A 19,583-nucleotide genomic window follows, 5' to 3' on the forward strand; every position below is an offset into this window, starting at 1 on the left:
TCGGCGGTGTCGAGGAGCGCTCGAGTTCTTCGGCGGCGCCGAGCAGGCTAGAGTGCGGCGCATGACGTCGACAATCCAGGTGGGGCTCGTCGGTGATCGCGACGACACGGTGACGGCCCACCGGGCCATCCCGGTGGCGCTGCGGCTCGCGGGAGAGGCGCTGGACGCGCCGCTCGCGTTCGAGTGGGTCCCGACCGAGGACGTGACCGACGCCTCGCGGGTGGCGCGCTACGACGCCCTCTGGTGCGTGCCGGCCAGCCCGTACCGGAGCATGGAGGGCGCGCTGCGGGCGATCCGCTTCGCCCGCGAGCGGCGGCGCCCGTTCCTCGGCACCTGCGGCGGCTTCCAGCACGCGATCGTCGAATACGCGCGCCACGTGCTGGGCTGGTCGGACGCCGAGCACGCGGAGACGGCGCCGGAGGCGCGGCGCGCCGTCATCGCGCCGCTCGCATGCTCGCTCGTGGAGGCCACCGGCACCGTTCGTTTTCGCGCCGGCACCCGGATCGCGCAGGCGTACGGCCGCGCCGAGGCCACGGAGGGATACCGCTGCCGCTACGGGCTGAACCCGGAGTTCCAGGCCGCGCTGGTCTCGGGCCCGCTGCGCGTCAGCGCGGAGGACGACGCCGGCGACGTGCGCGCCGTGGAGCTGGACGGGCATCCGTTCTTCGTCGCCACGCTGTTCCAGCCGGAGCGCGCCGCGCTCGCCGGTCAGCTGCCGCCGCTCGTGGCCGAGCTCATCCGGGCGTGCTCGGGGCGCGCCAGGTGAACGCCGCTGGTTCCCCGGGTCAGCAATCCCGCCAGGAACACCGGTCGATACCGAGCAGTCGCCGGAAACGGCAGCGATTCCCATGGTTTCCGCCCATCTCCCCGCCCAGGGCGGCTCCGATGTGGCCCAACGGGGCTCCCTCCGCCTCCGCGTCGTCAAAGGGGCCGCGTTCACTCCACAGTCTGCGGCGGCAGGAACAGGCTGGGCCGCCGGTGCCGGCGCTCGATCAGCGCGCAGCCTCGCTCCGCTCGATGCTCAGCTCAGGATGGTTCGCCTGGATCCATATGAGCGCCTGCTCGATCACCGCAGGTTCGTCCGCGTAGAGGATACAGGGGGACACGCAGAACTCGAGGTAGGCGGGCGTCGACCAGATCACCAGGTCGTCGCTCGTCCAGAACGACTGCGTCCGGTCGCTGAGTTCGGGCGCGCGCGGACGCCAAGGGCCTGCGCCAGCGCCTTGCCCACGTCCTCGAAGAGGCTCGCGCAGTGGCGGGCCGGCCACCCCGGGATCACGTCCGGAGCCTCGTGCCCCAGGGCGAACCGCTCCAGAAAGATGCGCCACGAATCCGCGAAGACGAAGCGCTCCCCCACGCCGTCGTCGGCGAGGATCGCGCCGTCGGAGGCCATGAAGTACAGGCCCCTGGAGAAGGCGCCGATCGGCACCAACCCGTCGCGGGGCAGGACGCCGCCCTCGATCTCGAGCGCGGGGCCCACCCGCGCTCTCAGCGCGTGAAGTTTTGGACGGCCCAGACTTTGCCGCTGCTCGTCGTGTAGAAGCCGCAGGCGACTTGGGTGACGGAGTCGTCGGTCATGTTGATGAAGTGGCCGTACATTTCGTAGCAGTCGCCGGTGCAGTCTGCGGTGGGTGGCGGGCCTTCGTCCCACATCTGTTGCATGCACAGGCCGATGACTTGCTTGTTGGAGGAGTAGCCAGGGCAGGAGTTTTGCGAGCCGCCGGGCTCACAGATTTTTGCTCGGATGCCGGCGTGAGCCATGTTGTGTTCGGCGTCGTATTTCGCCATCTCGTTGGCGCAGGCTTCGCCGTCTTCGCGGCGCTTGAGCGCCGGCAGGCAAGCGCACTGCGTGAGGAACTGGTTGATGCGATCGACGCAGTCTTGCGCGAGGTCGCCGGTGCTCGGCGGTGGGTCCAGCTTGCAGGCGAGGTTCTTGACGCAGGCACCGCCGCCGCCGGTTCCGCCGCTCGCTCCGCCGGCTCCGCCACTCGCCCCACCGGCTCCGCCATTCGCTCCGCCAGCTCCTGCCGACGCTCCGCCGCTCGCTGTGCCCGCGCTTTCCGAGGAGCCGCCGGCTGGCTCGCCGCCCGTCGACGCTCCGCCCATCGCGGCTCCTCCTGTCGTTGCGCCGCCATTCGTCGCATTGCCGCCGGGGCTCGTCGCGCCTCCGTTTGGTTGGGTGACGCCGCCAGTGCCGCTCGTGCCCGGGGCGCCCGCGGCGGCGCCCCCTGCGCCTCCCGAGCCGCCGGGCTCGTCTGGCGAGCTGGAGCAGGCGAATGCGAACGCGAGCACGCTGAAGGAAGCGATACGCATACCTGCAACTGTGGAGCTGCTGCGACTAACCGATCAAGTAAAAAGAAGGATGACGCGAGGCGTTCGAAAATTCCGCTGCGTTTGGACGAGGTTCGCTTCCAACCGCTCGCTTCGTTACGGACAGCTCTTGATGTCGACGGACGCCGCGTGGATTTCTTTAGCAGCTCCCGCCCCCCGCCAGCAGCGCGCGAGAGTTCGTGAGCGGAGAGTCGGTCCTTTATCTCGGGCGGCAGTTCCGGCTCCGCTTGCTCCCCGAGCAGGACCCGCGCCCGCTGGCCCTCCGCGGCAGATGGCTAGAGCTGCCGCTCCCTCGGGGGCTCGCGCCCGAGCACCACGGCGCGTACGCGCGGGCGGCACTGGTCGACTGGTACAGGCGGCGGGCCACGGAGCGCCTCCCCGCGTGGGCCGCGCCGTGGGCGCAGCGGCTCGACGTGTCGTTCCGGCGCCTCCTGGTGACCGACCAGGCCAAGCGCTGGGGGAGCTGCTCCCGCGGCGTTCTCCGGCTCAACTGGCGCATCGTGCAGGCGCCGAGGGCGCTTGTCGACTACGTGCTCGCCCACGAGCACACGCACCTGATCCACGATCGCCATGGGCGGGATTTTTGAGCAGCGCTCGGCAGGGTGATGCCCGACTACGAGGCGTGTAGGGCCCGCCTGGGAGAGCTCGGGCCAGCGCTTCTGTGGTGACCCCCTCTCGCCCCACCGCCGCTCCTTCTCGCCAGGCGTGCAGCAGTCTGGCGAGGCGCGTGCAATCGAGCCTGCCGTGACCTAACCTCGGCCAGGCATCTGGCTCACCGGTGTCGCCTCGCGACAGGCTTCGCACTACCGCGATAAGGCGTACCGCCGGCACGAACGCCTCCCGGTCGATCCTGACCGCCTCTCGGCCTTCGCTGCGCCCTCCCAGGAGGATCGCCTCGTCGCGCGCGGGCATCTCCGCGCCTTCTACCGTCTCCGCCCTGAGCTTCGTGAGGTCTTGGCGCTCGTCGCGACCGGTCTCGAGATGCACGAGATTGCCGAGGCGCTCGGGATCCCGAGGCCCACGGTGGCCACACGCCTCCGCCTCGCACGCCGCCTCTTCGCCCGCTCGCTCACCCGCTGGCGGAGGTGGTCACGATGAGCAGCGCCAGCGTCGACGCACCACTCAGACGACGGCAGAGATCCCTACCGCGACCGAGGCCGGCTTGATCGAGATGGTGCTCGGCCTCCCCGGCGTCGGGCCGCAGCGCGTAGGCAAATCAAGCCGGATCGCAGCGCGAGGAAGTGTAGCGCGGCAGAGCGAAAGGGTGGGACCGCGAGCGTCGTCATGGCTCGGTCCTGGGTCGAAAGAGCGTGGTCCGGGCGGCGCCGCGCGCGCTAAGGGGCGCATCGGCGTGCCGTGGGCACACGTGTCCGTCCGGGCATTGGTCTGGCCCGGGAGGCGCGTCGCGAGACGCGATACGGCGTCACCGAGCGCCTTGCGGCGCACAACGGTGCTTTTCCAGTACGGTGGTCCCCGGTTGGGAGAGCGTGCTGGAACATCGGTCGGCTCGCCGAGCGCGGAGAGGAAGCGGACGATGTCCCGGGCTCAGTGACCATGGCGACGAGCTTCATCCGCCCCTTGCAAGTTGGGCACTCGAGGACATCGATCGCAAATGTGCGGCGCAAGAGCTCGGCGCGGTTTGTCGACCGCCCGATAGCCGCCACGCTTGCGTTTCGGAGCGGCGTCATCGTCCGCCTTCGTAGGCTCTTCTGGCTTCGCAGGGCGCGGTCCGATACGCTTGCGCCATGGACTTGCTGAGGCGAGCACGCCAGCGTACTTGACGGTGTGAAAGCGCGGCGGCGGAACGCTGGCCGCGAGGCGGCACAAGAGCGAGAGCGGATCCATGTCCACCGCGACAGTCCCGTCAGCGAAGGCGCGCCTCCGCGACAGCCGCACCAGGCCGTCCTGCTGCGGCTCGACGCGCTCGTTTGCGATCGGGGGTCGCAGCACGTAACGCAGCAGCGCCTCCCTCGCCGCGGCATGGCGCGCACCGGCGCACGTCGCTGCGTGCAAGGTGAAGCCATCGAGCGCAGCGCACAGCGGCTTGTCGTACGCGAGCGCGCTCGGACAATACGAGGAGAGCCCGCGGAGCCATTGCGGGCCGGCGGGCGGCTCTCGTCCCGAGATGGCGGAGGCACAGAGCGCTGCCTCGCGCTCGTCGTCCTCCTCGACGTCGTGCTCGATCTCGAGATGCCCGTGCCGCCGGAGGTAACGGAGCATCCGCCCGACGGCGTGCTCTAGGACCTGACCGACCTGGAGCCCCCGCCGGAGGCCTCCGTCCGCCCATCGCCCGCAGCTTTGTCCGGCTGGAGCGCGCAGGGGGAGTCAAGGGCGGCGGAGCCGGCGAGCTCCGCTCGCGAACCCTTGACGCCTCTGAGCACTCCAGCACCCTCGGCTGCCGATGGGCCGACCTCCACGGTGCGGCGGGCTGCCTTCGCAGGCCCCGCCGCGCGAACGCGTCGAGCAGAGGCTCGGGTCGGTGCGGTCGGCATCATGGGTCCAGGCGCAGCCGTGGGCTGCCTCATTCCATCTAGGAGGTGCGATCCGTCGTCACGCTCTCCCGAAATCCCCGGGGAAGCGACGGATCGCGACGGTTCAGCGCCGCGGAACAGTCCCGCCAGGGATCTGCCTCGCGATCGAAGAGAAATTTCAACGCAAAGGCGCAAAGGCGCAAAGGCGCAAAGGCATAATAATTGTTCTTTTTGCGCCTTTGCGCCTTTGCGCCTTTGCGCCTTTGCGCCTTCGCCTTTACGTTGAACTCTCCCTCCGGATCCCCGACCGGACTCCTGGTGGGTAGAACTAGCAGTCGCGAGCGGCCCGAAGAGCAAGATAGATCACGCAAAGGCGCAAAGGCGTAAGAAGGGAAGATAGGCTATCTCTTCCTGGCGTCATTGTGGAGCGGGACATTCTCAGAGTTTGTCTTGCGCACGTCATTTCCTCTCTTGCGCCTTCCACCCATGGCGATGCGTCCACGCGAGGAAACATGGCGATGCGTGCACACGACGAATCATGCCGATTCCTCGCGAGGCGCCGCGCGGGCAGCGCCGGCGCTCAGCGCGATTGCAGGAAGTACCTGCGCGCCGCCTCGCAGAGCTCCGGCCAGCGCTGGGCGAGCGCGGGATCGGCGGCGAGGCGGGCTGCCCAGAAGGCGTCGAGCGCGGCGCGCGCGGCGGGGGTCGGGACGCCGTAGCGCGCGTGCGTGCTCTCGACGTAGGCGGGGTACAGCTCGCACGCGACGACGAGGCCGGCGTACTGGTTGAGCGTGAGCGGCGGCGGCGAGCGCATGCTGAGCGGATCGCCGACGCTCGCAGGGGCCGGCGCGGACGGCGGCGGGACGCTCTGCGCGGGGGCCGCGTGGGCGCCCGGCATGGCCGCAGGCGGGACACTGGGCGTGGGCGCGGGCGAGAGGCTCGGCGGGCCCGCGGGCGGGACGCTCGGCGTGGCCGCAGGCGAGAGGCTCGGCGCCGAGGACGGCGGGGCGCTCGGGCCGGCAGCGACGGGAGGGCGCTCGTGGTGGGGCGGCGCCGCGGGGCCGTGGTGCGCCGCCGCCGGAGGAGGCTCGCGCGGCGGCGTCCCGTCGCTCGCGACGGGCTGAAACGGGAGGGCCGCATCGAAGTGCGCGACGGCCGGCCGCGGGCGCTCCTCGGAGGCCACCGGGATGAACGGCAGCGCCGAGCCGACGAACCTCTCCGCGTCGGGGAGCGTCTTGCTGAAGAGCCTGCGCTGGTCGCTCCCCGCCGGAGGATCTGTCCTGGAAGACGGCGGCTCTGTCCTGGAAGGCGGCGGCTCTGTCCTGGAGGACGGCGGCTCTGTCCTGGAAGGCGGCGGCTCCTTCCGGGGAACCGACGCCGCGACGGGCTCGGGCACAGGCACGGCCGCGGGCGCGGCCGCAGGCACGGGCACAGGCACGGCCGCGGGTACCGGCGCTGGCGTGAAGGGCAATCCCCCGCCCGGCAGCGAGCGCGGCCCCGACGCCTCGACCAGCGCCGGCGCGCTCGTCACGGCAGCAGCATCCTCCGCCTCGCGCGCCGCCACCGGCGCGGGCACCGCCACCGGCGCGGGCACCGCCACCGGCGCGGGCACCGCCACCACCGCCGGCATCGCCACCGGCGCGGGCACCGCCACCGCCGCCGGCATCGCCACCGCCGCCGGCACCGCCACCGCCGCCGGCATCGCCACCGCCGCCGGCATCGCCACCGGCGCAGGCATCGCCACCGCGGCCAGCGCAGCCAGGCCCATCGGCGGGGGCGCCGCCACCGGCGCAGGCGCCGCCACGAAGGGCAATCCCCCGCCCGGCCACGAGAGCGGCCCCGACGCCTCGACAAGCGCCGGCGCGCCCGTCGTGGCAGCGGCCGCCTCGGCCTCGCGCTGCGCCGCGGCCCGCTTCGCCTCGGCCAGCCGCTCGTCGAGCGCGCGCTGCGCGTCCTGGAGCGCGCCCATCGCCTCGGCGCTCTCGCCGTCCGGGCCGAGGACCCGGCCGATCGCCAGGATCATCTCGCGCGCGGCGCGCAGCGCCGGCTCGTCCACCGCGCGCCCGGGCAAGTGCCGGCTCGAGAACGCCGCGAGCTCGCCGTCCTCGCAGCGGGCCAGGTCCGCGAGCCGGGCCGCCACGCGGCGCCGCTCCGGATCGGCGCTGCTGCCCCGCAGCGGGCGCATCGCCGCGTCGAGCTTCGCGATCGCCTCGGCGAGCGAGCTCCTCTCGGAGGTGGTCGCTGCCATCGCGGGCAAAGGGCGCGCGCCGCTCACGGGGAGAGCACGATGACCGTGGTGACGCTCGGCACGATCGCCATGCCCACCGCGTTCGTGCTGTTCTGCAGCGAGAGGCTCGTCAGGCGCGTCATCGGCGCGCAGCCGACGATCACCGTGAAGGCCGCGGTGATGTTGCGCGACGGGCCCATCACCATCCCGGACGCGACGCCGAGCGCGACGCCCGGGTTGTCCCCCATCGTGAGCGGCGCGACGGTCAGCATGTTGTGCGCCGGCGCGCACGTGACCAGCACGTTCGGCACGAACAGCACGCTCATCGGGTGCAGCGAGATGTTCGGGTACGGGATCGGCACCGGGGCCGGCGTGGGGGTCAAACACACGTCGGGGAACGCCAAGCACATCCCCCCTGCGGTCGTCTTCGCGAGCATCGCTTCACCCCTCGTCCTTCCGGCGTCCGCGGCGCCCCGCGGCGCGGGCCTTCAGCCGATCTTCACCTGCTCGCCGTCGAGCTTCGCGAGCGTCCGCGCGGCGACGATCGTGTTCTCCCCGCGGACGGCCGCGAGCCCCTCGGCGCGCAGGTCGAAGACCCCCGCGCGCACCTGCTCGAGCGCCTCGACGAAGCGGAACGCCTGCTTCGCCCGCTGCACGAGGCGATCGGCGCGCGCCTCCATGCGCTCGGCCACGACGACCGCCTTCTGCAGGTGCGCCTCGAGCGACCGGCCCACCAGCCCGAGCTCCTCGATCGCGGCGGCCGCCGCCTGCGCGCGGACCTGGAGCTTGCCCGCGAACAGCCCCAGCTCCCGGGCGGCGGCGATCTCGATCTGATCCCCCGCGCCGAGCCCGAGGCGCCCCGTGGCCTGCACCTTCAGGTCGCCCTCGGCGACCACCCGCGTCGTCGCGCCGGCCTCGCCCTCGAGCACCGCGAGGACGAACACCTGGTCGCCGTCCTTCGCGCAGAGCACCCGATCCCCCGCGTCCGGCGCCACGAGGCAGCTCTTCGCGCGCCGCGCGAGCACCGGGCCGCCGCCGAGCTCGACCAGGAGCCCCGACGCCGTGCCCCGGACGACGCCCGTCTCGAGCGACGGCGCGCGCCGCGGCGCCGCCTCCACCGGCGGCAGATCCACCGCGGCCAGGAGGTCGTCCTGCGCGCTGTCGTCGTGTGCCACCGTCAGGGGCTCGCGGGCCGCCGTGCTCTGCATCTCGGATCTCCTCGGCCCGGCGCCGCCCGTTCGGGACGTGCAGACCGGCACGCTAGTTTCGGGCAATTTTCGAGGGGAATCAACGGCATCTCGCGCCTCACGGGCGCTCTAAGTCACGATCGCCACGCTCGCCACGCTCGCCACGCTCGCCACCGCGCTTCGGCTTCCAGTCCTCGAGCGCGGCGAGCTTCTCGTCGTCGCCCAGCCACCCTGCGCCGGCCGGCAGCCGCGCGCCGTCGCGGCGGGCGCGGTGCAGCTTCGCGCGGAACATCGACGCCTGCGTGAAGTCGGCGCCGGACAGATCGCAGTGCGAGAGGTCCGCGTACGCGAGCTTGGCGCCGACGAAGCGCGCGCCGGGGCACGAGGCGGACGCGAGGTACGCCTCGACCAGCTCCGCGCCCGAGAAATCGGCCTCCGCGAGCGCGGCCCGCTCGAAGATCGTGTTCTTCAGCCTCGCCCGCGGGAACCGCGCCCGCGCCGCCTTCGCCTCGCCGAAGAGCGCCTGCGTCAGGACCGCGTCGCTGAAGTCGCAGCCCGAAACGTCGGCCCCGGTGAAGTTGCACTCCGTCGCGTCGCAGCCCGCGAAGCTGGAGCCCGCGACGCTGCCGCGCATGAACTGCGTGCGGAACAGCCTTATCCCCTGGAACGCCCGCGCGCCGAGCTCCGACTCGAGCAGCGTCGTGAGCGTCAGGTTCGCGCCGTCGAGCAGCGCCGTGCGCAGGTCGAGCTTGTACATCGTCGCCTTCTCGAGGTTCGCGCGGGAGAAATTCGCGCCGCCGGCCGTGACCTCGATGAGGTTCGCGCGGTCGAGGTTCGCCCCCTCGAACGAGGCGCGATCGAGCGCGCACTTCGACCAGGTGGCGACCTGCGCCTCCGCGCCCGACAGCGCCGCGCCCTCGAACGGCGACTCGACGAAGCTCGCGGCGATGAGCCGCGCCCCCGAGAGCGCCGCCCCGTCGAGGCGGGTCTGGTAGAAGCTCGTCAGGTGCAGCTCCGCGCCGGTCATGTCCGCGCCCGAGAGATCGCACCCGGTGAGCGTCGACTCCTTGATGAGCGCGCCCCGCATCGCGCGCGGCAGACGCGCGCGATCGAACACCGCGCCCGAGAGATCCGCGCCCGTCAGATCGAGCCCGGAGAGGTCCTCGCCTTCGATCGGCTCGCCGTGACGGACCTTGTCGAGCAGCTCGTCGCGGTTCATGTCGCGCCTCCAGCGGCCGGCGCGCCCTGCCGGTCGAACCGGGTGAAGTCGACCGCCGCCTCGGCGAAGGTCGTCCGGCCGTCCCCGCGCGCGCGGCTGAAATCGGCCCGGCAGAGCTGGGCGCCGGTGAAATCCGCGCCGGAGAGGCGCGATTTCGAGAGGATCGCGTCGGTCAGGTTGCACCCGCGGAGCGAGGCGCGGTCCAGGGTCGCCCGGATCAGGAGGGCGCCCTTCAGGACGGCGCGGTCGAAGATCGCGCCCGTCGCGTCCGCCTCGGAGAGATCGGTCATCGTCATCTGGGCGCGATCGAAGCGCGCGCCGCGCAGGTCCGTCGTCCGGAAGCAGGTCTTCTCGAGCACGGCGTCGCGGAAATCGGCCTCGGGCAGGCCGCTCTTGTAGATGGCGACCCCCTCGGAGAAGCGCGCCCCCGTGAAGCGCGCCCGCGCCGCCGTGCAGCTCATCAGCGTCGCCTTGTGCAGCCGCGCGCCCGAGAGGTCCGCGCCGTCGAGCGAGCACTCGAGCAGCATCGCCCGCTCGAGGTTCGCCCCGGCGAGGTTCGCGCCGGCGAAGCTCGCCTGGAGGAACGTGCAGACCGCGAGGTCGGCGCCGGAGAGATCCACGCCCTCCCAGCTCACCTGGAGCACGTCGGCGCGCTCGAGCCGCGCGCCGGTGAGCTTCGCGCCGGCGAGCTTCGCGCCCATCAGGACGGCCTCGGTCAGGTCGGCGTCCGCAAGCACGGCGCGCTCGAGGTTCGCCTTGCCCAGGTTCGCGCCCCGGAGCCGCGCGCCCGTGAGGTTCGCGCCGGTGAGGTCGGCCTTCGCGAGCACCGCGCCCTCGAGCACCGCGCCGGAGAGGTCGCAGCCGCGCAGGTCGGCCCCCTCGAGGAACGCGCGCGCGAGCCTCATCCCGCGCAGGTCGACCCCCCGCAGGTCGGCGCCGGTGAGATCGCGCTCGTCGAGCGGCTCGCGCGCCTCGCGCGCCGCCTCGATGACGACGCGCGCCATCAGCGCGGCCTCGGCGGTCATCGGCGGCGCGGGCGGCGTGACGTGCGCCGAGGCGCGGTAGCCGTCGCGCGCCGTCTGCTCCAGGCGGACCAGCTGCTCGCGGAACGCCGGATCCGCGAGCATCGCCTCGAGCTCGCGGTTGGGCACGCCGCCGCGGCGCGCGGCCTCGGCCAGCTCGGCGTACTGCTCGAGCTGCGCCTTGGCCGAGAACTGCGGCGGGCCGCCGGGGGGCTCCTCCTCGGCCTCGCCGCGCCGGAGCGTCTCCTCGGGCACCCCCATCTCCACGGCCCGCGTCTTCATGCGCGCCTCGGCCTCGGCCTTCAGGCGGTTCGCCCTGGCCTCCTCGTCCTCGAGCTTCCGCGCCGCGGCGTCCAGGTACACGACCAGCGCGTCGAGATCGTCGACCGGCGGCGGCCCCTCGTCCTCGGGCAGGGGCGCGTCGAGGCCGTAGCGCGCCGGATCGATGCCGTCGGCCAGGAGCTCCTCGCGGCGGCGCTCGCGCTCCCGCTCCGCGCCGCGCCGCTGGTTCTTGGCGGCGAGGTTCTCGCTCTTGACCCACTGCATCAGGTCGAGCCCGGCGATGTTCGCCGCGACGCCCGACTCGCGCGGCGGCATGAGATCGCTGTCGCTGAGCGACGCGATCGCGCCCCGGTCCTTGTCGAGCCGCCGGGCGAGCGCCTCGCGGTAGTGCTCGATCGGCCGGGGGCGGCCGATCTCCTCGCAGGCGACGACGAGGTCGGCGATCTCGGCCGCGTCGTCCTCGGCCACCGGCATCGAGCCGTGGAAGATCACGACCCCGAGGTTGGCCGAGGGGAAGAGCCACACCGTGTCGCAGCGGACGGGGAGCTCCAGGAACGCCTCCCCGCCCGTGTCGCGGCGGGTGACGAGCACGCGCGCGCACAGGCCGGGGAGCGCGCCCTCGATGCGCGGGCGCGAGGGGTGCATGTTCTCCACGAGGAACGCCTCGTCGCCCCGGAACGGCTCGGCGCTCCACTGATCGCTCGGCGCGACGTTGAAGAACGTCGGATCGACGTCCGGCGGCAGCCCGGGCGCCCACGCCTCGGCGTAGTCCGCGCCGTACGTCCCCGCGCGGGCGCGGCGCTGGGCGAAGGTCACGTCCATCGGGAGGAAGCACGCCGGGCCCGGCCGGTCGCCGGGCGAGCGGATCAGCGCGCCGTAGTGCTCCACGTTCGGGAGCGGCCGGACGCGCTGCCCGCCGCGCTCGACCTCCTCGATCCCCTTGCCGTAGGGGTTCGCCGGGTCCTTCGGCCCGCCGAGGGCGTGCGCCCAGTCGATGGGCATCTCCGCGAACGGCTCCGGCTCGGTGAAGCCGCGGCCGGTCCAGTGCCGGTCGCCCAGCACGGCCAGGCGCTTGTCGATACCGCCGAGCCGCGCGCGGACGAACGACGCGGCGACGCGGCGGCCCTCCGGGGCGTGGCACCGGCCCGCGACGAGGAGCTCGCCGCGCGCCTTGGCGATGCCGTCGTCGAGGGCGATCCCGCCGAGCTCCGCGGTCGCGGCCTGCCAGAAGGTCATCTCGTCGACGAGCGCGCGCGGCGCGTCGAGGGGGAACGCGACCATGGCGCCCACGTGGAACCTGAGGCGCCGCGCGACCTCGACGACGCGCGTGAGCGCGGGGACCTTGAGGGGTTTGACGACTCTCATCCGCGCTCAGAGCTTCGTCACGGCGATCTGGTGCGCGAGGACCGCCCCGATGACCGCGCCGATGGCCTGCTGCTTGAGGTAGGCGCCGGTCTGCTTCATCAGCGCCCCGTACGTGTACTTCTTGGCCCCCGCGTTCTCGATCTTCACGAGCGCGAAGTCGAGCTTCAGCCCGTACGCCGCCTGGTAGATCACGGCGTGGTCCGTCTTGAGGACGCCGCTCGCGCCCTTGTAGAGGTAGAGCTCGTGCTTGTTCGGCGTGATGTCGAACGTCAGCCCGAGCACCTCCCACTTCAGGTCGGTGGCCGTGATCTTCGCCTTGGGCGCCTTGATCACGAAGCTCGTGTCGCTCTTCAGCTCGACGTTGTCGCCGAAGTGGCCGTTCCAGGTGGTGGCGACCTCCGTCTTCCAGCTCTGGTAGTCGTCGAAGCTCTCGGCCGTGACCTTGTGCTTCCACGGCCCGGTCACCGTCGACGAGCCCTCCGGCTCGATCGTCTGCTCGAACTTGCCGTGGACGTCGTGCTTCATCCCGCCGCTCGTGATGGTCAGCTCCATCCCGTCGGTGATGGTCTGCTTCATGCCGCCGGCTTCCACGGTGTCCACGCGGCCCGTCTTGATCGTGGTCGTGCGCGTCGCGTAGTACGTCTCCGTCGCCGCGCCGGTGACCTGGAGCGTGTACGTCGCGCCGACGCCCGCCCAGAGGTCGCCCACCACCATGCTGAACTTCTGCCCGGCGACGTTCTCCCAGGAGTTGCCGCCGATCCAGGACCCGCCGTCGCCGCACGTCGTCTCGAGGTAGCTGAACGTGACGTCGACGAGGCTGCTGCCCGCGATCGCCGGGTCGGCGTTCTCGGGGGACAGGAACGTGCCGACCTGCGTCTCGCCGTCGCCCGTGTAGACCGAGGAGTGGCCGCCGCTCGGCGTGCCCATGTAGATGCCGGTGCGGTTGTTCGGCGTGTGGAGGAAGATGAACTCCTTGCCCTGCTCGTCCTCGAGCACGAGCTGGTTGCCGCTGCCCGTCCGGATGATGTTCTGGCTGAGGTTGCGCTCGCCGACGACGCTCGGCCGGTGCGCGTTCGGCACGACCCCGGCGATGAACGGCCGGTCCGGGTCGCCGCCGAGGAAGGCGATCATCACCTCGGTGCCCTTGCGCAGCGGGAAGTGGAAGCCCTCGGTCGTCCCGCCGTGGGGCTGCATCATGCGCACCCGCGTCGAGACGCGCGCGTCGGGCAGGCCGCTCGTGTCGAACTCGAAGCGCACGAGGTAGCGGCCGTCGGCGTCGATCTGGGCGTACTGGCTGTCGGCGGGGCCGCAGACCACGGCGTTCTCGAACCCGTAGATGCGCGGCCACGGCGTCGTCTGCGGCGCGCGGAACTGCACGTCGGCCGGGATGGCGAGCAGCTTCACGCCGTAGATGTCCTTGTCCGAGAGCCGCGTGAGCTTCGCGATCTCCGGCGTGATCCCGGCGACCGACGCGGCGTGGTGCACCTCCAGCGCGAGCCACTCCTCGCCGACGTCGCCCGGCTGGTCCTCCAGCGAGAGCCGGTACCCGGCGCGCGGGCCGAGCACGTCGCCGCTGCCGCGCAGGGTCACCTCGCGGCAGCCGATCGACTGCGCGCGCACCTGCGCGAGGCGCTCGGCGTCGCTCTGCATGAAGACGCGGAAGCCGTACTCGCGGATCGCGCCCAGGCCGTTCTGGGTGATGCTGCTCTCGCCCCTCACCGACGCGGACGGGTTCGAGTAGTTGTAATCGGCGATGGTGACCGTCTTCGGGAGCCACTGCACGTCCTGCTCGAGGTGGTGCAGGCCCGGCGGCGCGGTCACGTCGTCGCCGAAGAGCGGGACGTAGCGCACGGCGCCGCCGCCCGGGAAGTCGTCGTGCAGCCCGCGGTCGTCCACGATGACGAGCACCTCGCCGGGCCCGTCCTCGGGGTGCTCGAAGTAGTAGTAGAGCCCCTCGCGCTCGAGCCACCGGTGGAAGAACGCGAGGTGCGTCTCGCGGTACTGCGCGACGAACTCCTCGACCGGGTAGTCGGCCTCGTCGATCGAGAAGCGGAACTCGCTGGTCGCGAGCCCGCCGCTCTGGAGCGTCGCCGAGAGGAACTCCTTGACGGCCTGGTTCGTGAAGACGTGGCTGCGCCAGAAGTGGCGCAGGAGCCAGAGCCTCGGCACGAGCAGCGCCTGGTACAGCGCCCGATCCGCGTTCTGGTGCAGGAGGCGCACGCTCGCGATCACCCCGTGCAGCACGAACGGGTCGTTCCCCTCGCCGCGGTTCGCGCGCACGGTCGCCCGCTCGCCCACCGCCTTGCGCACGTCGGTGTTGGCGGGGACGGAGAAGAAGAGCTCGAACTCGTACGGCTGCGAGACGTGCTCGGTGCCCCGGAAGCCGATGAAAGCGACGCTGGCGAGCGCCGAGCACGAGAGCGTGAAACCGTCGTGGCGCATCAAGAGTCTCCCGTCCCAGACCTAAGTGTTGACGGCGGAATCTCGGCGCATTGCGCCGCGGCGTCAACGCTCGGCTGCTCCCGGGCGGCGCCGCGAAGCAGCGGATCCGGCGGTGGGATGAGCGCGTACGTGTGCGCATCCGGCGCCTGACCGCGCAGCGCCGACGACGGGCGCGCACCGCGTGTTTGCGCCGCGCCGCCGCGCGGTGGCGGTTTTGTGCAGCGTCATCGCGCGATGGCGGCTTCGTCATCGCGCCATGGCGGCATCGTCGCGCCTTCGTCATCGCGCCATTGGCGGCATCGTCGCGCCTTCGTCATCGCGCCATTGGCGGCATCGTCGCGCCTTCGTCATCGCGCCATGGCGGCGCCTTCATCGCGCGGCGCGGCGTCCTCGCGCGGCGCCATCGCGCCGTGGCCTCGCGCGGCGGCCGCGAGCGCGGCCACGACGCCGCGCGCGAAGGCCCGGAGGCGCGCGACGTCCTCGGGGCGAGGCGTGAACGAGCGGGCGTCGCAGTAGAGCCGACGGGCGAGCTCGACCTGGAGCGCGTGCCCCCCCTCGTCGCGGCGCGCGTGCCGCTCGATCGCGTGGCCGCCGGGGAACGGGTCGTCCAGCGCGAGCGACAGGCCGTGCGCGCGCGCGACGTCGGCGACCGCGTCGCGCGCCCAGCCGGCCGCGCTCGCGCCGCCCCGGGTCCCGAGCACGACGTCGGCCGCGCGCGGGAACAGGACGTCGGGGTAGCTGTGCGCCGACACGAGGATCGCCACGCCGTGGCGCGCGCGCGCGGCGGCGAGGCGCGCGGCGACCTCCGCGTGGTACGGCTCGAACACCTCGCGCACGCGGCGCTCGACCTCGGCGCGGGGCGGCGGGCTGTCGAGCCACGCCTCGCCGCTCGCCGAGCGCCGCCGCACCTCCCGCAGCCCGTAGGGGAGCTTGTCCTCGTAGGGCGTGGGCACGCGCGGGGCCGTGTTGAGGTCGATGACGAAGCGGCTCGCCGTCGCGACCACGAGCGCGGCGCCCTCCTCTGCGACGTCGCCGAAGAGCGCGTCCGCCGCGATGTCCGCGTCGGCCACGAGGGCGCGCTCCGGCACCCGCGTGAAGCGCGCCGCGCGCTCGTCCACGGCGAGGCCCGCGTGCGGGACCTCGACGACCACCGGCCCCGGCGCGGCGGGCTCGTGGACGCGGAACGGGCGGAACGGAGGCGGCGGCGCGGACATCGTCACCTCCGCGGGTGTACGCGCGGGACGCGCGGGAGGGAACGGGCTCCCGCGCCCTCGCGGGGAGCGCCGGACCGACGCGCCCTCCGGCGATCTTCCGCGCGCGTGACAGCGCCGAGGCGCCGCCGGGTTTTTCGCACGGGCGCCCCGCTTTGCGCTCTCATGGCGGGCCATGGGACACCGCCTCTTGGCGCTCGTCAGCGACCACCACCTCGACGCCTGGCTATCGTCGGTCCTGGTGGACGGCGTCGCGACGGCCGGCCTGCTCGTCCTCGCCGCTTACGCGATCCGGCTGTCGCTCCGCGAGCGCCGCGCCGCCGCGCGGGCCGAGGCGTCGTTCGATCCCGGCGTCGCGCTCGCGCCCGGCGAGGCCGTCGTCATGGGCACCGTCGAGCGGGCGCAGGGGGCGGACGTGGCCGTGCGCATCGAGGTCGAGCAGGAGGGGTCCGAGACCGAGAGCTCCGGCGTCTGGAGCCACGAGTGGTCCGAGACCGATCGCAAGGTCCGGGTGCAGCCCTTCTACCTGCGCCACGCCTCGGGCGCGCGCGTCCGCGTGGAGCCGGGCGAGGACGTGATGCTCGTCGACGCGCTCGACGGCATGATCCTGGTCGATCGCACGAAGCGCGTCCGCGTGGCCGAGCTCGTGCCCGGCGAGCAGGTCTTCGCGGTCGGCGAGCTCCGGCGCGCGCCCGATCCTGAGGCGCCGACCCAGGGATACCGCGGCGTGGCGCAGGGATTCCTGCTCGTGCCCCCCTCGCACGGGCGGCGCATGCTCCTCTCGTCCGAGCCGCTCGGTCAGCGGTTCGCGCGCCGGGCGGCGTTCCACCTGCGGTGGGCCGCCCTCGCCGCGTTCGCGGCGATCGCGTTCAACGCCGCGTTCGCTGGGTTCCACGCGCGCCGCTGGCTGGGGGAGACGGTCGATGTGCGCGTGACCCAGCTGCGCGAGGTCGAGGACGGCGACACCGACCACCACATGGTCACCGTGCAGCAAAGCGAGGGCGGCGCCGTCTTCTCGGACGAGGTGTCCCACGCCGCCTTCGCCCGGCTCCGGCAGGGCGACGCGCTGAAGGCGCGCCACGTCCCGTCGTGGCCGTCGGCCAGCGCGGTCGGCCCCGACGTGACGGCCCACTCCGCGGCCTGGGTCGCGTTGCCGCTCCTCGGCGTCCTCGCGTTCGCCTACCTCATCCGCGCGCACAGCGCGCGGCCCTGGTACGAGAAGAAGGTGGTCGATCAGGGGAGCGGCAAGCTGCCCGACGTCGAGCCCGGGGCGCAGGCGGCCGCGGCGAAGAAGGCCCCGAAGCGCCCGGAAGGCCGCCGCCGGGAGACCTCGTCCGGCTGACGGCCGCGCGGCCCGCCCGCGCCGGCGAGCGGGGGCACGCCGATCATGCCCCCGCCCGCGCGGCGCGCGCTCGGGCGCGGTCAGCCGCCCGCGTTCGCGAGCATGCTCGGCTTGATGAGGGTGAAGGCCGCGCCCCAGGGATCGGTGACGACCGACTGCCGACCATACGGCGAGTCGAAGGGCGGCACCTGCACCTTGCCGCCCAGCGCCTCGACCTTCGCGAGCGCGGCGTCGAGGTCGTCGACGGCGAAATACGTCATCCAGTGCGGCGGGACCTCGGCCGGCCACCGCTCGTTCATCTGGAGCACGCCGCCCGCCGTCTTCTGGCCCTTGTGGAGCGTCACGTAGTCGATCCCGGGCGCGTCGAGCTTCCGCGCCTCGAGGTCGAAGACGCGAGAGTAGAAGTCCGCCGCCCTCTTGTGATCGCGGGTGTTCACCTCGTGCCAGATCATCGATCCGTGCTCGAGGATGGCTTGCGCGCCGGTGTGGCTCTTCGACTCCCAGACGCCGAAGGCGGCGCCGGTCGGGTCGGACGCGATGAGCATGCGCCCGTGATCCGCCACGGCCATCGGCCCCATCATCACCTGCCCGCCGTTCGCGCGGATGCGCTCGGCGATCCGGTCGGCGTCCTCGCCGTCGAAGTAGACGCACCACACCGAGGGGAACGTGGCGCCCGCCGGCCGCTCGCTGATGCCGGCCGCGCGGCGCCCGCCCAGGCTGCACGTCGTGTAGTGGTGGTGCTCCGGCGGGCCGACTTCGAATGTCCACCCGAAGAGCGCGCCATAGAACTTCATCGCGCCGTCGAGGTCGGGCGTCATCAGATCGACCCACGACAGGGTCCCCGGGGTATGCCGCTCAATCGTGCTCATGTGAGGTCCTCCGTGCGGTGGCGTGAACGGCGGCGACCCTATCACGGCGCCCGCCATCGACGGTGGTCCCGGCGCGCGCCGCCGCGCCGCCGCGCCGACCGGCGCGCATTGCGCGGCGTCGCTTCTTTCTTCCATCCGCCGCGCGCGGGAGCCTCGTATAAGGGACCTGCACCATGAAGATCTCCGAGTACACCGCCTTCGATGCCCTGGGCCTCGCGGAGCTGGTCCGCCGGCGCGAGGTCACCCCTTCCGAGCTGATGGACGTGGCCTCGACCGCCATCGAGCAGGTCAACCCCGCCCTGAACGCGGTGATCTCCTCGCTGCGCGACGACGCCGAGCGGGCGATCCGCGCGGGGCTGCCGGAGGGGCCGTTCACCGGGGTGCCGTACCTCGTGAAGGACCTCGGCATCCTCGTCGCGGGCACGCCGACCGGCATGGGCTCTCGGCTGTTTCAGGGCCTCGTCTCGCCCGCGGACGACGAGCTCATGACGCGCTTCCGGCGCGCGGGGCTCGTGGCCTTGGGCAAGACGAACACCCCGGAGCTCGGCCTCAACGTGGTCACCGAGCCGGCGGCGCACGGGCCGACGCGCAACCCGTGGCGCCCGGATCGCACGCCCGGGGGCTCGAGCGGCGGGGCGGCCGCCGCCGTGGCGGCGCGGATGGTGCCGATGGCCCACGGCAACGACGTCGCCGGGTCGATCCGCATCCCGTCGTCGTGCTGCAACCTCTTCGGGCTGAAGCCCACCCGCGGCCGCGTCCCGACCGGGCCGATCGAGGGCGAGGTCCTGATGGGCTTCGCCACCGACCATGTGCTGACGCGCTCGGTGCGGGACAGCGCGGCGCTGCTCGACGCGATCGCCGGGCTCGACGCGGGCGCGCCGTACTTCACGGCGTCGGGGCCGCGGTCGTTCCTGGAGGAGGCGCGCACGCCGCCGGGGCGGCTGCGGATCGCGTTCACCGACGCCTCCTGGAGCGGGGTGCCGGTGCACGACGAGTGCAAGCTGGCGGTGCGCCGGGCCGCGGCGCTCTGCGAGCAGCTGGGGCACGAGGTCGTGCCGGCGCGGCCGGAGATCGCGTGGGACAAGGTGCGGATCGCCTTCCGGATGCTGCTGTCGTACCACGCCCACATGTTCGACCGCGTCTGCCCGCTGTACGGGCTCGCGGCGGGGCGCGACACCCTCGAGGCGACCACGCTGACCATGGCCGAGGCCGGCCGGCGGATGAGCGCCGTGGATCTGCACGACGTGCTCGTCGCGCGCGACCAGCTCGCGCGGCAGCTCGGGCAGTTCTTCACGCAGTTCGACGCCCTGCTCACGCCGACGCTGGCCACGCTCCCCATCCCGCTCGGCACGCTCGACGCGAACGATCCGACCGTGAGCGCCGAGGGCTGGCTCGACCGGATCTTCGAGTTCGCGGCGTTCACGCCCCTGTTCAACGTGAACGGGAGCCCGGCCATGTCGGTGCCGCTCCACGTGAGCGCCGACGGCGTGCCGGTCGGCGTGCAGTTCGCGGGCCGGTACGCCGACGACGCGACGCTGCTGCGGCTCGCCGGCCAGCTCGAGCAGGCGGCGCCGTGGGACAAGCGCCGGCCGGGGATCTGCGCGAAGTGAGCGGG

16 protein-coding genes and 1 pseudogene are annotated in these 19,583 nt (G+C 72.9%); 5 read left to right on the forward strand and 12 right to left on the reverse strand.

The window, feature by feature from the left end; translation table 11 throughout:
• The first annotated feature begins 61 nt into the window (after positions 1-61).
• The gene (locus tag NQZ70_RS31145) at positions 62-766 is read left to right on the forward strand and encodes a CTP synthase (protein WP_129577465.1); all 705 of its coding nucleotides are present in this window, start codon (positions 62-64) and stop codon (positions 764-766) included.
• Between the two features lie 226 nt (positions 767-992).
• Here the strand turns inward: NQZ70_RS31145 and NQZ70_RS31150 are convergent, their stop codons facing one another.
• The 3 genes from NQZ70_RS31150 to NQZ70_RS31160 are packed head-to-tail and all read right to left on the reverse strand — an operon-like array spanning position 993 to position 2,106.
• A complete protein-coding gene (locus NQZ70_RS31150) occupies positions 993-1,142 on the reverse strand; it encodes a hypothetical protein (protein WP_165374260.1) in 150 nt (49 codons plus the stop codon).
• Entirely contained in the window at positions 1,139-1,480 is a 342-nt protein-coding gene (locus NQZ70_RS31155; RefSeq protein WP_129577466.1) for a hypothetical protein, read from the reverse strand. The genes NQZ70_RS31150 and NQZ70_RS31155 overlap by 4 nt, the downstream gene beginning before the upstream one ends.
• A gap of 8 nt (positions 1,481-1,488) precedes the next feature.
• Positions 1,489-2,106, reverse strand: coding sequence for a CAP domain-containing protein (locus NQZ70_RS31160; RefSeq protein WP_129577467.1), 618 nt, complete (start codon positions 2,104-2,106; stop codon positions 1,489-1,491).
• Between the two features lie 398 nt (positions 2,107-2,504).
• Between NQZ70_RS31160 and NQZ70_RS31165 the strand changes: the two are divergent.
• Together NQZ70_RS31165 and NQZ70_RS31170 are read left to right on the forward strand one after the other, a co-directional pair.
• A pseudogene (locus NQZ70_RS31165) lies at positions 2,505-2,918 on the forward strand (M48 family metallopeptidase); the annotation flags it as partial.
• Between the two features lie 178 nt (positions 2,919-3,096).
• On the forward strand, positions 3,097-3,429 hold the full coding sequence (locus NQZ70_RS31170) for an RNA polymerase sigma factor (RefSeq protein WP_129581684.1): 333 nt from the start codon (positions 3,097-3,099) through the stop codon (positions 3,427-3,429).
• Between the two features lie 447 nt (positions 3,430-3,876).
• Here the strand turns inward: NQZ70_RS31170 and NQZ70_RS53515 are convergent, their stop codons facing one another.
• The 8 genes from NQZ70_RS53515 to NQZ70_RS31210 form a co-directional block, all read right to left on the reverse strand.
• Positions 3,877-4,650, reverse strand: a complete 774-nt coding sequence (locus NQZ70_RS53515; protein ID WP_408022443.1) for a transposase — start codon at positions 4,648-4,650, stop codon at positions 3,877-3,879.
• 732 nt (positions 4,651-5,382) lie between these two features.
• Entirely contained in the window at positions 5,383-7,050 is a 1,668-nt protein-coding gene (locus NQZ70_RS31180; RefSeq protein ID WP_207217531.1) for a hypothetical protein, read from the reverse strand.
• Positions 7,051-7,073: 23 nt separating this feature from the next.
• Positions 7,074-7,466, reverse strand: a complete 393-nt coding sequence (locus NQZ70_RS31185; protein WP_129577473.1) for a DUF4150 domain-containing protein — start codon at positions 7,464-7,466, stop codon at positions 7,074-7,076.
• Positions 7,467-7,517: 51 nt separating this feature from the next.
• Positions 7,518-8,237 carry a DUF3540 domain-containing protein gene (locus tag NQZ70_RS31190; RefSeq protein ID WP_129577474.1) on the reverse strand — a complete coding sequence of 240 codons (720 nt, stop codon included), beginning with the start codon at positions 8,235-8,237 and terminating at the stop codon, positions 7,518-7,520.
• 97 nt (positions 8,238-8,334) lie between these two features.
• Positions 8,335-9,435 carry a pentapeptide repeat-containing protein gene (locus NQZ70_RS31195; RefSeq protein WP_129577475.1) on the reverse strand — a complete coding sequence of 367 codons (1,101 nt, stop codon included), beginning with the start codon at positions 9,433-9,435 and terminating at the stop codon, positions 8,335-8,337.
• The gene (locus NQZ70_RS31200; RefSeq protein ID WP_129577476.1) at positions 9,432-12,104 is read right to left on the reverse strand and encodes a DUF2169 domain-containing protein; all 2,673 of its coding nucleotides are present in this window, start codon (positions 12,102-12,104) and stop codon (positions 9,432-9,434) included. Before NQZ70_RS31200 ends, NQZ70_RS31195 begins: the two co-directional genes overlap by 4 nt.
• Before the next feature lie 6 nt (positions 12,105-12,110).
• Positions 12,111-14,546, reverse strand: a complete 2,436-nt coding sequence (locus NQZ70_RS31205; RefSeq protein WP_129577477.1) for a type VI secretion system Vgr family protein — start codon at positions 14,544-14,546, stop codon at positions 12,111-12,113.
• A 347-nt stretch (positions 14,547-14,893) separates the two neighbouring features.
• Positions 14,894-15,760 carry an N-formylglutamate amidohydrolase gene (locus NQZ70_RS31210; RefSeq protein WP_237244207.1) on the reverse strand — a complete coding sequence of 289 codons (867 nt, stop codon included), beginning with the start codon at positions 15,758-15,760 and terminating at the stop codon, positions 14,894-14,896.
• A 172-nt stretch (positions 15,761-15,932) separates the two neighbouring features.
• Here NQZ70_RS31210 and NQZ70_RS31215 point away from each other — a divergent pair, with 172 nt between their 5' ends.
• Positions 15,933-17,099, forward strand: a complete 1,167-nt coding sequence (locus NQZ70_RS31215) for a hypothetical protein (protein WP_129577478.1) — start codon at positions 15,933-15,935, stop codon at positions 17,097-17,099.
• Positions 17,100-17,179: 80 nt separating this feature from the next.
• Here NQZ70_RS31215 and NQZ70_RS31220 read toward each other — a convergent pair whose 3' ends face one another.
• Entirely contained in the window at positions 17,180-17,968 is a 789-nt protein-coding gene (locus NQZ70_RS31220) for a VOC family protein (RefSeq protein WP_237244208.1), read from the reverse strand.
• 173 nt (positions 17,969-18,141) lie between these two features.
• Between NQZ70_RS31220 and NQZ70_RS31225 the strand changes: the two genes are divergently transcribed.
• Entirely contained in the window at positions 18,142-19,578 is a 1,437-nt protein-coding gene (locus NQZ70_RS31225) for an amidase (protein ID WP_129577479.1), read from the forward strand.
• Positions 19,579-19,583: the final 5 nt, after the last annotated feature.

Origin of the sequence: Sorangium sp. So ce836, from assembly GCF_028553905.1 — a bacterium.
GTDB lineage: Bacteria > Myxococcota_A > Polyangia > Polyangiales > Polyangiaceae > Sorangium > Sorangium cellulosum_D.

What these genes read in the sequence shown, in the direction of transcription:
- NQZ70_RS31215 (WP_129577478.1), top strand. Translation starts at nt 15,933, where the DNA reads ATGGGACACCGCCTCTTGGCGCTCGTCAGCGACCACCACCTCGACGCC.
- NQZ70_RS31200 (WP_129577476.1), bottom strand. Translation starts at nt 12,104, where the DNA reads ATGAGAGTCGTCAAACCCCTCAAGGTCCCCGCGCTCACGCGCGTCGTC.
- NQZ70_RS31225 (WP_129577479.1), top strand. Translation starts at nt 18,142, where the DNA reads ATGAAGATCTCCGAGTACACCGCCTTCGATGCCCTGGGCCTCGCGGAG.
- NQZ70_RS31220 (WP_237244208.1), bottom strand. Translation starts at nt 17,968, where the DNA reads ATGAGCACGATTGAGCGGCATACCCCGGGGACCCTGTCGTGGGTCGAT.
- NQZ70_RS31190 (WP_129577474.1), bottom strand. Translation starts at nt 8,237, where the DNA reads ATGCAGAGCACGGCGGCCCGCGAGCCCCTGACGGTGGCACACGACGAC.
- NQZ70_RS31210 (WP_237244207.1), bottom strand. Translation starts at nt 15,760, where the DNA reads ATGTCCGCGCCGCCGCCTCCGTTCCGCCCGTTCCGCGTCCACGAGCCC.
- NQZ70_RS31195 (WP_129577475.1), bottom strand. Translation starts at nt 9,435, where the DNA reads ATGAACCGCGACGAGCTGCTCGACAAGGTCCGTCACGGCGAGCCGATC.
- NQZ70_RS31180 (WP_207217531.1), bottom strand. Translation starts at nt 7,050, where the DNA reads ATGGCAGCGACCACCTCCGAGAGGAGCTCGCTCGCCGAGGCGATCGCG.
- NQZ70_RS31205 (WP_129577477.1), bottom strand. Translation starts at nt 14,546, where the DNA reads ATGCGCCACGACGGTTTCACGCTCTCGTGCTCGGCGCTCGCCAGCGTC.
- NQZ70_RS31185 (WP_129577473.1), bottom strand. Translation starts at nt 7,466, where the DNA reads ATGCTCGCGAAGACGACCGCAGGGGGGATGTGCTTGGCGTTCCCCGAC.
- NQZ70_RS31145 (WP_129577465.1), top strand. Translation starts at nt 62, where the DNA reads ATGACGTCGACAATCCAGGTGGGGCTCGTCGGTGATCGCGACGACACG.
- NQZ70_RS31160 (WP_129577467.1), bottom strand. Translation starts at nt 2,106, where the DNA reads ATGGGCGGAGCGTCGACGGGCGGCGAGCCAGCCGGCGGCTCCTCGGAA.